The 12237-nt window shown below is 70.5% G+C and carries 10 protein-coding genes; 2 read left to right on the top strand and 8 right to left on the bottom strand.

Annotated elements, in window-relative coordinates:
* The first annotated feature begins 477 nt into the window (after positions 1 to 477).
* Positions 478 to 1770 (top strand): CoA transferase, encoded by a 1293-nt coding sequence (locus tag AC1Q49_RS15355; protein ID WP_492493215.1) that lies wholly within the window; start codon positions 478 to 480, stop codon positions 1768 to 1770.
* 54 nt (positions 1771 to 1824) lie between these two features.
* Here AC1Q49_RS15355 and AC1Q49_RS15350 read toward each other — a convergent pair whose 3' ends face one another.
* The 6 genes from AC1Q49_RS15350 to tyrS all read right to left on the bottom strand — a co-directional run bounded on the left by AC1Q49_RS15350 (position 1825) and on the right by tyrS (position 9238).
* Entirely contained in the window at positions 1825 to 2946 is a 1122-nt protein-coding gene (locus AC1Q49_RS15350) for a substrate-binding domain-containing protein (RefSeq protein ID WP_492493213.1), read from the bottom strand.
* A 47-nt stretch (positions 2947 to 2993) separates the two neighbouring features.
* On the bottom strand, positions 2994 to 4337 hold the full coding sequence (gene mmsB, locus AC1Q49_RS15345; RefSeq protein ID WP_060959529.1) for a multiple monosaccharide ABC transporter permease: 1344 nt from the start codon (positions 4335 to 4337) through the stop codon (positions 2994 to 2996).
* Positions 4334 to 5881, bottom strand: a complete 1548-nt coding sequence (gene mmsA, locus AC1Q49_RS15340; RefSeq protein ID WP_061782150.1) for a multiple monosaccharide ABC transporter ATP-binding protein — start codon at positions 5879 to 5881, stop codon at positions 4334 to 4336. Before mmsA ends, mmsB begins: the two co-directional genes overlap by 4 nt.
* Before the next feature lie 132 nt (positions 5882 to 6013).
* Positions 6014 to 7081 (bottom strand): LacI family DNA-binding transcriptional regulator, encoded by a 1068-nt coding sequence (locus AC1Q49_RS15335; protein WP_191008754.1) that lies wholly within the window; start codon positions 7079 to 7081, stop codon positions 6014 to 6016.
* A 24-nt stretch (positions 7082 to 7105) separates the two neighbouring features.
* Positions 7106 to 7876, bottom strand: a complete 771-nt coding sequence (locus AC1Q49_RS15330) for a DUF4184 family protein (RefSeq protein WP_492493210.1) — start codon at positions 7874 to 7876, stop codon at positions 7106 to 7108.
* 30 nt (positions 7877 to 7906) lie between these two features.
* The gene (tyrS, locus tag AC1Q49_RS15325; protein WP_060959525.1) at positions 7907 to 9238 is read right to left on the bottom strand and encodes a tyrosine--tRNA ligase; all 1332 of its coding nucleotides are present in this window, start codon (positions 9236 to 9238) and stop codon (positions 7907 to 7909) included.
* A gap of 83 nt (positions 9239 to 9321) precedes the next feature.
* Here tyrS and AC1Q49_RS15320 point away from each other — a divergent pair, with 83 nt between their 5' ends.
* Complete coding sequence (locus AC1Q49_RS15320; protein WP_060959524.1) at positions 9322 to 9915, top strand: hypothetical protein; 594 nt, start codon at positions 9322 to 9324, stop codon at positions 9913 to 9915.
* Between the two features lies 1 nt (position 9916).
* On the opposite strand, the gene AC1Q49_RS15315 is transcribed toward AC1Q49_RS15320, so the two are convergent.
* Together AC1Q49_RS15315 and argH are read right to left on the bottom strand one after the other, a co-directional pair.
* Positions 9917 to 10567, bottom strand: coding sequence for a SatD family protein (locus AC1Q49_RS15315; protein ID WP_492493207.1), 651 nt, complete (start codon positions 10565 to 10567; stop codon positions 9917 to 9919).
* A 46-nt stretch (positions 10568 to 10613) separates the two neighbouring features.
* Positions 10614 to 12050, bottom strand: a complete 1437-nt coding sequence (argH, locus tag AC1Q49_RS15310; protein ID WP_101306545.1) for an argininosuccinate lyase — start codon at positions 12048 to 12050, stop codon at positions 10614 to 10616.
* Positions 12051 to 12237: the final 187 nt, after the last annotated feature.

The raw sequence follows: 12237 nt of genomic DNA, 5'->3' as shown, positions 1-12237 counted from the left end.
ACCCAGCCGAAGCTGAGACGAGGTTATTTGGCATTTGACAAGTGCACGCTGTTGAGTTCTCAAGGATCGGATGCTCCCGTGTTCCAGCCTCTCGGCTCTCTTCACGGGGCAACGTCACGTGTGCGACGAGCTCGGCACGGACACATCCCGAAGGAGGATCCACGCAGGACTCGCTGCGGCGGCAGAGTCGCTCTCGCGTCTGCCGCACTCACTCCCACGATCCGTCTGCGACGATCTCGAGGAGGGAGGATTCCCATCCTAGACCAGAAGTCCTGTTCTCTCTACCGAGAGGTTTGGGATGGGGGTGGTTCTCCGCTTGAGGGGGCGAGGCCTTCCGGCCCTTCGCTCTTCCCTGTGGGGCGAACAAGTAATAACTTACGCGGCGTGCCGACATCGGGCAAATCTGGGCTGCATCTCGGGCGTGTCGCGCCCTCCGCGCCGCCGTCCTGCGGCGTCGCGGGTCGTAGGCTCCCCCACATGGACACCCGTCCGCTCCACGCGCGTCTCCCCGTCGGCCGCCTCGCCCGCGCGGCCGTCCGCGCCGCGGGCGACGAAGCCGCCAGATGGGCGGGCGCGGCGCCGGTCGACCCGGATCCGGCTGCCGTGACGGTCGCGTACACGAGCGAGCGGTGGATGCGTCTGGACGACGCACCGATCACCGCGTTCGCCCCGCTGTCGGGCTTCTTCCGCACGCGGGACGGCTGGGTGCGCACGCACGCGAACTATCCCCACCACGCCCGCGCGCTGCGCTCCGCCCTCGGGCTCGACGCGGCGGGCGCGGCCGAGGCCTCCGCCGCCGCGGATGATGCCGAGCGGGTGCGGGAGCGGCTGGCGACGCTCTCCACGGCGCACGCGGAGGCGTCGATCACGGCCGCGGGCGGGCTGTGCGTCGCCGTCGTCCCGGCGCAGCACGCCACCGACGAGCGCCTGCGCGCCTCCCCCGCGGTGTCGGTGACACGCATCGGGGAGGCGGCCCCGCGCCCCGGGCGCGCGTCGCCCGCCGATGCGCCGCTGCGCGGCATCCGCGTGCTGGATCTGACCCGCGTCATCGCCGGCCCGGTGGCGACGCGCACCCTGGCACTCCTGGGCGCCGACGTCCTCCGCGTCGACTCCCCCCGTCTGCCCGAGCCGGCCGCCCAGCACCTCGATACGGGCCAGGGCAAGAGGAGCACCCTCCTCGACCTGGACCGTCCCGCCGATCGCGCGGTGTTCCGGCGCCTCGCCGCGGAAGCCGACACGATCGTGCTGGGCTATCGTCCGGCCGCGCTCACGCGCCTGGACCTGTCGCCCGACGCACTGGCCGCACTGCGGCCGGGTGTCGTGGTCGTACGGCTGAGCGCCTGGGGCGAGAGCGGAGGGCGGGGTTTCGACAGTCTCGTCCAGGCGGCATCCGGTATCTCGTGGATCGAGTCCACGACGGCCGACGTTCCCGGAGCCCTCCCGGCGCAGGCACTGGATCACACGGCGGGCTACCTGCTGGCCGCCCACACGATGGCGACGCTGCGCCGCCGGCGCGCGGAGGGCGGGAGCTGGCTCGTCGAGACGTCGCTGCGGCGCATCGCCGCCGAGCTCCTCGGGATGCCGCGCGCACGACCGGGGGTGGACGATCTGGCCCCCGTCCCCGACCCCGATCGCCATCTGCAGCGCTTCACGGTGGGGGGCCGGAGCGTCGTGACGGCGGCTCCCGCGATCGCCTACGCGGGCGCTCCCCCGCGCTTCGCCGCGCCGCGGGAGTGGGGCGGCGACGCTCCCGCCTGGCTGCCGCGCTGAACGGCGACGGCCCCCGCTCCGCAGAGCGAGGGCCGTCGTGAGAGGCAGGGTCGCTTACTGGGCGGCCTTGACGATCTCGAGGAGCTTCGGGCTGTTGGCGTAGGCCTCGGCCGCGTTCTCCTTGGTGACGATGACCGGCGGCAGCAGGTACGCCGGGACGACCTTGACACCGTTGTCGTACTGGGTGGTGTCGTTGACCTCCGGCGCCCCGCCCTTCTGGAGCGACTGGATCATCTTGATGGTCTGGGCGACCAGCAGCGAGGTGTCCTTGTTGATGGTCGAGTACTGCTCGCCCGCCATGATCGACTTGACCGACTCGGCCTCAGAGTCCTGACCGGTCACGGTGAACTGCGAGATGTTCTTGCCGGCCTGCTTCACCGAGGTGATGATGGCGCGCGCCAGCGTGTCGTTCGGCGACAGGACGCCGTCGATCGTCGCCGACGTGTAGTTGGCGGCGAGCAGCGAGTCCATCCGGCTCTGTGCGTTCTCGGCCTTCCAGCCCTGCGTGGCCGTCTGCTGGATGTCGGTCTGACCCGACACGACCTTGAGGGTGCCGTCGTCGATCTTCGGCTGCAGCACCTTCATGGCGCCGTTGAAGAAGACCGCCGAGTTGGCGTCGTCGGGCGAGCCGGAGAACAGCTCCACGTTCCACGGCGCACCGTGGCCCGAGCGCTTCTCGAGGCCGTCGAGCAGGGCCTGGCCCTGCAGCTCGCCGACCTTGAAGTTGTCGAACGCGACGTAGTAGTTCACGTTCGGCGTGTTCTCGATGAGGCGGTCGTAGGCGATCACCGTGACACCGGCATCCGCCGCCTGCTGCAGCTGCGTGCCGAGCTGCTTGCCGTCCTTGGCGCCGATGACGATGACCTTGGCGCCGTTGGTGATCATGGCCGAGATCTGGTTCTGCTGCTCGGCGACCGTGTTGGATGCCGGGGCGTACTGCACGTCCGCCTTGAAGCCGGCCGCCTTCAGACCGTCCTCGAACAGACCGCCGGCGAGCACCCAGTTCTCCGACGTCTTGTCGGGCAGGGCGATGCCGATCGTGGCGTCCGCGGCGAAGCCCGCCGCCGCGCCCGCCGATGCGGTCGCGTCGCCGCCGCGCCCGGAGCTCGAGCAGCCGGTGAGCGCGAGTGCCGTGACGGCGGCCACCGTGGCTGCCGCAAGAGCGATTCTCTTCATTGATTCATCACTTTCTCTGGTGAGGGTGAGGCGAGTCGGTCCCGGACCTACACCTTGGGGAGGTCGGCCGGCTGGCTCGACTCGTTCGTGCCCGACGTCGGTATGACGGCGGGGACGTCTGTGATCAGCTCGGTGCTCCGGTCGCGACGGCGCATGAGCAGACCGATGATGGACGGGCCGCCGCGACGCTTGCTGATGACGTCGACGGCGACGGCGAGCAGAAGGACGAGGCCCTTCGTGATCGACACCGAGTCGGCGCCGGCGCCGATGAGCTGGAGCCCGTTGTTGAGGAAGGCCATGACCAGGCCGCCGATGATCGAGCCGATCACCGTGCCGATGCCGCCCGACACCGCGGCGCCGCCGATGAAGACGGCCGCGATCGCGTCCAGCTCCCAGCCGTTGCCGTCCTGGGGGCCGGATGCCGTGGCGCGACCGACGTAGATCATGCCGGCGATCGCCGCGAGCACCGACATGTTCATCATCACGAAGAAGTCGACGCGACGGTCCTTCACGCCCGACAGCGCGGCCGCGAGGCGGTTGCCGCCGACGGCGTAGATGTGGCGGCCGAACACGGTGCGGTTGGTGACGAAGGAGTAGATGACCACGAGCACCAGCAGGATGACGCCCGAGATCGGGAAGCTCGTGCCGGGGCGGCCGGTCGCGAACAGCCACGCGGCCCAGAGGATCGCGGCGGAGAGGATGACCACCTTGACCACCGACACCCACACGGGGGCGGACTCGGCACCGATCTTGGCCTGCTGGCGGCGCAGGCGCCACTCGTTGTAGACGATCCAGGCCACGCCGATGAGCCCCAGGAGCATCGTGAGCACGTTGAAGTCGACCGCGATGGGCAGCTCCGGGAGGTAGCCCGAGCCGATGTAGCTGTACTCCGGCGGCACGGGGGTCGTCGTCGACTGCCCGATCCACTGGTTGCCGCCGCGGAAGATGAGCATGCCGGCGAGGGTCACGATGAAGGCGGGCACGCCCACGTACGCCACCCAGAACCCCTGCCAGGCGCCGACGAGCGCGCCGACGACGAGGCCGATCGCGATGGCGAGCGGCCACGGGGTGTTCCACTCGTTCATCGACTTGGCGACGATGATCCCGACGAAGGCGGCGACCGAGCCGACCGACAGGTCGATGTGGCCCATGATGATGACCATCACCATGCCGATCGCGAGGATCAGGATGTAGGACTGCTGGCTGACGACGTTGATGAGGTTCTGCGGCGACAGGGTCGTGCCGCCGGTCCAGATCTGGAAGATCAGGATGATGGCGATCAGCGACGCCAGGATGCCGAACTGTCGGAGGGAGGAGGTGCTCCCCCCGAACATCTTCTTCAGGTCGGAGAAACCGCCTGAGCTCTTGGTGGGTACCGTCTCGGTGCTCATCGTTGTGCCTTCTGTCGTGCGGAGGTCATGCTGCGCATGAGGTTCTCGGGGGTTGCTTCAGCGACGGGCAGATCATCCGTGATCTGGCCCTCGAAGATCGTGTAGATGCGGTCGGAGATGCCGAGCAGCTCGGGCAGCTCGCTGGAGATGAGGATCACGCCCTTGCCCTGCGCGGCCAGCTGCTGGACGATCGTGTAGATCTCGTACTTGGCCCCCACGTCGATGCCGCGTGTCGGCTCGTCGAGGATGAGCAGCTCCGGGTCGGTGAACATCCACTTCGCCAGCACGACCTTCTGCTGGTTGCCGCCGGACAGCTTCGAGACGCCGACGTCGACGCTCGGGGTCTTGATCCTGAGCTTCTTGCGGTAGTCGTCGGCGATGTCGTTCTCGGCGTACGGGTCGATGACGCCGTTGCGCGCGATCTTGGACAGCTTCGCCGCGACGATGGAGCGCTTGATCGTGTCGAGGAGGTTCAGCCCGAGGACCTTCCGGTCCTCGCTCACGTAGGCCATGCCGTGATCGATCGCGGACTGTACGTCCTTGATCACGACCTCCTTGCCGTCGATGAGGATCTGGCCCGACTCGTACACGCCGTACGAGCGGCCGAACAGGCTCATCGCGAGCTCGGTGCGGCCGGCGCCCATGAGACCGGCGATGCCGACGATCTCGCCGCGGCGGACGTGGAGGTTCGAGTGCTTGGCGACCAGCCGCTCGGGGATCTGCGGGTGGCGCACCGTCCAGTCGCGCACCTCAAAGAACACCTCGCCGATGTGTGGCGTGCGGTCGGGGAAGCGGCTCTCCAGCGAGCGCCCCACCATCCCGCGGATGATGCGGTCCTCGTCGACGGTGCCGGAGGCGACGTCCAGGGTCTCGATCGTGCGCCCGTCGCGGATGATGGTGATCGAGTCGGCGATCTGCTCGATCTCGTTGAGCTTGTGGCTGATGATGATCGAGGTGATGCCCTTCCCCTTGAGGGAGAGGATCAGATCCAGCAGGTGCTGGGAGTCGTCCTCGTTCAGGGCCGCCGTCGGCTCGTCCAGGATCAGGAGCTTGACGTCCTTGGCGAGGGCCTTCGCGATCTCGACGAGCTGCTGCTTGCCGACGCCGAGGTGCTTGATCTGCGTGTCGGGGTCGTCGCGCAAGCCGACGCGGGCGAGCAGGTCCACGGCGCGCAGCCGCGCCTGGGCCCAGTCGATGACGCCGCCGCGGCCGATCTCGTTGCCCAGGAAGATGTTCTCCGTGATCGACAGCTCGGGGATCAGCGCGAGCTCCTGATGGATGATCGCGATGCCGGCGTTCTCGCTGGCACGGATGTCGCGGAACTGCACGACCTCCCCGCGGTACCAGATGTCGCCGCTGTAGGTGCCGTAGGGGTAGACCCCCGAGAGCACCTTCATGAGCGTCGACTTGCCCGCGCCGTTCTCGCCGCAGATCGCGTGGACCTCGCCGGCCGCGACCGTGATCGAGACGTCGCTGAGGGCCTTCACCCCCGGGAACTCCTTCGTGATGGAGCGCATCTCCAGGATCGGCACTGCATCCGCCATCGTGCGCGACCTCCTCGTCGTCGGTTGTCGTTCTTCTTTGATCGAGCGTCAATGTGACCGTTCACATCGCTTGAACATCGTGCACCCTCCGAGCGACGTTGTCAATCGCCCGAATCCGCCGTTATCGAAGCGTCATCTTCGGGCGGAGATCGGCGCCGCGCACGACTCGCGGACGACGAGGGACGGCTCCAGATTCATGCCGTCAACGGCATCCACCGCGACGTCCGGCGCGCCGATCGCGCGCAGCAGCGCGATCATGGCGCGCTCCCCCAGCCCCGCGAACTGCTGGTGCACCGTCGTGAGCGGCGGCCACCCGTGGGCGGCGAGCGGGATGTCGTCGAAGCCCACGACGCTCACCTGACGCGGAACGTCGACGCCCACGTCGCGGAAGCCGTGGATCATGCCCAGCGCCATGGCGTCGTTCGCCGCGAAGACGGCGGTGAAGTCGAGCCGCCGCGACAGCTCCACGGCGGCGTGATAGCCGAAGTCCGCCGTCCAGTCGCCGAGGATGGGAGGTCGCGTCGGCAGATCGGCGTCGGAGAGCGCGTGCAGGTAGCCCTGCATCCGGCTCTCCGCCTCGATCCAGTCCTGAGGGCCGGCCAGATGCACGATCTCGGCATGGCCGAGGCCGATGAGGTGCTCGGTCGCGAGGCGGGCCCCCCGCACCTGGTCGTCGGCGAGCTCGGCGATCCCGCGCTCGGCGCTGTGCAGTCCGAGGTAGGGGATGTCCACGTCGAGCTCGGCGAGCACGTCGAACACCCGCACTTGCGGCGCGTGCACGATGATGCCCTCGACCGATTGGCGTCGCAGGTGCTCGACGGCGGCGGCGATGGTCTCCGGACGCGTGTCGCGCAGATAGGCGGAGTTCACCCAGTAGCCGCGTTCGCGGGCCGCATCCTCGAGCGCGGCGAGACTCGACGACGGGCCGTACTCCCCGCGCGAGCCCAGCACGACGCCCAGCGTCTGCGATCGGCTCGTGACGAGGGCGCGCGCGGCCTGGTTGGGCCGGTACTTCAGATCGGCCATCGCGTCGAGCACGCGCTGCTTGGTCTCCGGCCGGATCGAGGGGTGCCCGTTGAGCACTCTGGAGACGGTCTGGTACGACACGTCGGCGGCACGCGCGACGTCGCGGATGCTCGCGCTACGCGCCTTCTCCTCGCCAGCCGACACGGTGCCCTCGCCTTCGATGTGCACGTTCACATTACCGCGGTCGCGGGCTCGCCGTCACGCCGCACGGCGCCGGCGCACCGCGATGGCGATGCACAGGACGAGCGTCGCGGCGCCCCACACGGCGCACGCCGGCGGCAGCACCCGGTAGGCCAGGTGCTGCACGGTCCACGCGGACGTGAACGGACCGTGGACGACGACGCCGATCGCCCAGGCGCACACCAGGACGAGCGGCAGCGACAGCCACCACGACCAGCGCACGGCCGCGGGGATGCCGGTGGCCGGGGTGGACGGCGGACGACGGCGCAGCCAGAGGAACGCGGCGACGGCCAGCACGATCAGACCGAACGCGCTCGAGCCGTACTGCAGCCACTTGAGGCCGAGCAGAGGCCCCCAGCGCTCGTCGAGGGCGGGGAACAGAGTCGTCCCCCATCGCCCCTCGTGCGTGAACGCGTCCCACGCGATGTGGGAGGCGACGCCCAGCAGCAGCGAGAGCGCGGCCAGCAGTGCCGAGGCCCACGCGGACCGGCGGCTCCACCACGCGGGGATGCCGACACGGTCCCACTCCGCCGGCAGCCGCGCGGCGAGCCAGGTCGGCGACAGCGCCCGGACGGCGGGACGCAGCAGGAGGTACCACAGCACGGTCAGTCCGGCGGCGATGAGGGTGGACACGGCGAGGTTCGTGTGCGTCAGCTGGTACGACACCGGCGTCCCGCGGACGAACAGCGGGAGGTCGGGCGTCATCGCCCCGATCGCGACCGCCGCGGGCAGCAGCGGCGTGCGCACGAACGGCAGCGCCACCACGGCGTGCGAGACGGTGAACGGCATGCGACTCCCGGCGTTCGGTGGCGAACCGGATCAGACCGCGGGCGCGACGAAGAGCCCGGCGAGGGTCTTCTTGCCGCGGCGCAGCACCGCGACTCCACCCGGCAGCGTGCCCGTGATCGCCGTGGACTCGTCGTCGATCTTGACCCCGTCGAGGCTGACCCCGCCCTGGGCGATGGAACGGCGCGCCTCGCTGAGGCTCGTGCACAGGCCCGTCTCCACGAGCGCCTGCACGACCGTCGTCCCGGCGGCGATGGCGGCGTGCGGCAGCTCCTCCAGCGCGGTGCGCAGCGTCGCCGCGTCGAGCGCGGACAGATCCCCCGCTCCGAACAGCGCCTCGGATGCCGCGATCACGGCGGCCGCGGCCTCCGGGCCGTGCACCGTCGTGGTCACCTCGAGGGCGAGACGCTTCTGCGCCGCGCGACGGAACGGCTCCGCCGCGACGAGCTCGGCGTACTGCTCGATCTCGGCGCGGGTGAGGAACGTGAAGATCTTGAGGCGCTCGACGACATCCGCATCGTCGGTGTTCAACCAGAACTGGTACATGCGGTACGGGCTGCACATCGCGGCATCCAGCCAGATGGCGTTGCCCTCGCTCTTGCCGAACTTCGTGCCGTCGCTGTTCGTGATCAGCGGGGTGCCGATCGCGTGCACGGAGGTGCCCTCGACGCGGTGGATGAGGTCGGCGCCGCTCGTGAGGTTGCCCCACTGGTCGGATCCGCCGGTCTGCAGCACGCACCCGTACTGGCGGTGCAGCTCGAGGTAGTCCATCCCCTGCAGGATCTGGTAGCTGAACTCGGTGTAGCTGATGCCGGCTTCGGAGTTCAGGCGGGCCGCGACGGCATCCTTCTTGAGCATCGTGCCGACGCGGTAGTGCTTCCCGATCTCGCGGAGGAAGTCGATCGCGCTCATCGGCGCGGTCCAGTCGAGGTTGTTCACCATGCGCGCGGCGTTGTCGCCCTCGAAGCTGAGGAACCGCTCGACCTGCGCGCGCAGCGCGGCGACCCACTCGGCGACCGTGTCCTTGGTGTTGAGGGTGCGCTCGGCGGTCGGGCGCGGGTCGCCGATCAGTCCGGTCGAGCCTCCGACGAGGCCCAGGGGGCGGTGCCCGGCGAGCTGCAGACGGCGCATGAGCAGCAGCTGCACGAGGTTGCCGAGGTGCAGGCTGGGCGCCGTCGGGTCGAAACCGCAGTAGTACGTGATCGGCTCGCCGCCCAGCAGATCGCGCAGAGCGGTCTGGTCGGTGGACACGTGCACGAGTCCGCGCCAGACGATCTCGTCCCAGACGTTCTCGAACGACGGATCGTTGGCGGGGGCCAGTGCGCGCGCGGGCGCGGAGGCACTCACGAAGGCGGTTTCAGACACGCGACCCAGGCTATCAGCGCCGGATGCCGGGGCCCGGGCCCGCCGACGCCGCCGGGTCGGAGGCGCGTGCGAGACTGACGGGCATGGACCCGCAGACCGACGCGATCGTCACGACGATCGTCGTGATCGCCGTCTTCGCCGCGCTCTGCGCCGCCCTCGTGCTCGTCACGCTCTCCCTCCGCCGCCCGCGCGGCGCGATGCTGGCGGCCGCGGCAGCGATCGTGGCGGTGGCCCTGGTCGTCCTCAGCATCCTCCCGTTCACGGTCCCGGTCGTCTTCGGCGTGCTGCTGGCCCTTCCCGGCGTCGCGCTCGCGGTGGTCGGCGGCGACCCGTTCACCCGCTGGGTGCTGGGGATCGCGGACGGCGGACGCACCTCGGTGGGGCCGCGCGGCGGCATCCTCGTCGAGATGATGGCCGAGAGCGCGGGCGGCCCTCCGCGCGAGGAGGAGATCCTCCGCGGCGGCACGACGATCGGCTACCTCGAGCGGGCGTGCACCGCCCTCGGGATCGTGGCGGGCTTTCCCGGTGCGGTCGCGGTGGTCGTCGCGGTGAAGGGCGTCGGCCGCTTCACCGAGCTCGCGACCCCCGCCGCGCGCGAGCGGTTCATCGTCGGCACGCTGGCGAGCCTGCTCTGGGCGTGCGCCGTGGCCGGCGTCGTGTGGCTCGCGATCTGGTGACTCAGCTGCCCGGTTCGACGTCCCCGGCCTCGATCAGCTGGCGGAACCCCTCGATCAGCGCCGCGGCGCCCGCGGAGCCGAGGGCCTGCGAGACGGCCGACTGGGTGATCCCCTCGGTCGATGCGAGCTCGGCCTGCGTCGCTCCGCGCAGCCGGCCGTAGGTCAGGCGCCGGGCGCGCGCGGTCATCTCGCTGACGATGCGATCGCGGGCCAGGAGGTAGGCGTTCGCGACCCGGATGCCGGGGTCGGCGACATCGGCGGCGGCGGCGATCCACGTGCGCGCGCCGGGGATCGTCCGCGCCTGCTTGGCGTGGATGACGTCGATCGCCTCCCGCGCCGCCCACCAGCCGGGGCCTTCGGCGAGCGCGCCGACGCGGGAGGGGACCTCGCCGAGCGCGCCGACGCCGATGCCGAACCGGCAGTCGATGCCGTCCGGCAGGGCCAGCCGGAGCATGAGCAGGGCGGCCATCGCGGCCTCCAACGACGGATAGACGCCCTGCAGCTCGTCGCCGACCGTGGGACGCAGGGCACGCTCGGCGAGCGGGAGATCCTCCTCGACCCGCGCCACGGCGTCTTCGAGCGCGCGTTGCGCACCCGCCCGGTCGGGGAGGGTGCGCGATCCGACGATGTCGGCGATGACGGCGACGCTCATAAGACCAGCTTATAGCTGATATTCCTGAATTATCAGGCTCTGGCTGTTATTTCGGATCGATCAGCGTATGCGCCGCGCTCTGCGCCCGCGCCACGAGCTCGGCGCGCTGCTCCGCCACCCGCACGCCGGCGGTGCCGCCGGCCCCCGTCCGGCTGGAGACCGACCCTTCGATCGAGAGCACCTGCCGCACCGCCGGTGTCAGCTGCGGCGACACCTCGGCGAGGAGCGCGTCGTCGGCATCCTCGAGGCCGATGCCCCGGTCTTCGCACGCCCGCACGAGGGCGCCGGAGATCTCGTGGGCGTCGCGGAACGGCACGCCCTGCTTCACGAGCCACTCCGCGACATCCGTGGCGAGGGAGAAGCCGGCCGGCGCGAGCGCCGCCATCCGCTCCGTGTCGAAGCGCAGCGTCGCGATCATCCCGGCGAAGGCGGGGAGCACGGTCTCGAGCGTGAGCACCGAATCGAAGACGGGCTCCTTGTCCTCCTGCAGATCGCGGTTGTAGGCCAGCGGCAGCGCCTTCAGCGTCGCGAGCAGTCCGGACAGGTTGCCGATGAGCCGGCCCGCTTTGCCGCGCGCGAGCTCGGCGATGTCGGGGTTCTTCTTCTGCGGCATGATGCTCGAACCCGTGGAGTAGCCGTCGTCGAGGGTGACGAAACCGAACTCGCGGGTGTTCCAGATGATGACGTCCTCGGCGAAACGCGAGATGTCGACCGCGATCATCGCGGCGATGAAGGCGAACTCGGCGACGACGTCGCGCGCGCTCGTGCCGTCGAGGGAGTTCTCGGCGGGCCGGTCGAGCCCCAGCCGATCGGCCACCAGCTGCGGGTCGAGACCGAGCGTCGCGCCGGCGAGCGCTCCCCCGCCGTAGGGCGAGACGGCGGCACGCGCCGACCAGTCGCGCAGGCGCTCGAGGTCGCGCACGAGCGGCCAGCCGTGGGCCTGCAGGTGGTGCGCGAGCAGGATCGGCTGCGCGTGCTGCAGGTGCGTGCGACCGGGCATGATCGCGTCGGGGTGCGCGTCCGCCTGCGCGACGATCGCGTCGATCACGCGCAGCAGATCGCGGGCGATGACGCGCGCGTGGTCGAGCAGATAGAGCCGCACCAGCGTCGCGATCTGGTCGTTGCGGCTGCGACCGGCGCGCAGTTTGCCGCCGAGCGCGGGGCCGATCTCCGCGATGAGCGCGGCCTCGAGGGCGCCGTGGACGTCCTCGTCGCCGGGCTGCGCGACCAGGGTGCCGTCCTGCACGGCGGCGGCGAGGGCGTCGAGACCGGCGTGCATGCGGGCCTCCTCGTCGCCCGTCAGGTAGCCCGCCGCGGCGAGCGCGGCTGCGTGCGCGTGCGAGCCGGCGAGGTCGTAGGGCGCGAGCACCCAGTCGAAGTGGGTCGAGCGGCTGAGCGCCGCCAGCTCCGGCGAGGGTCCGGAGGCGAAGCGCGCCCCCCAGAGGGCGCCGTCGTTCGTGCCGTGCGGTGTCGTTTCGCTCACCGCACCAGCCTACCGAGCGCCGCGTCGCCGCCCGCCGCACCCCTTCATCCGTCCCGTGCGGTCGCGTCGCGGCATCCGAGACGACCACACGGGACGGATGAGCGAGCGGCGCCGCCTCCTCCCCCGCGCCAGTGCGGCGGATGGCGTCCACGGAGGAGGAAGGAGAGGGAGGGCGCGGGGGAGGAGG

This window comes from Microbacterium sp. MPR-TSA4 (genome assembly GCF_058792815.1).
This window is presented reverse-complemented; position numbering and strand designations above follow the sequence as displayed.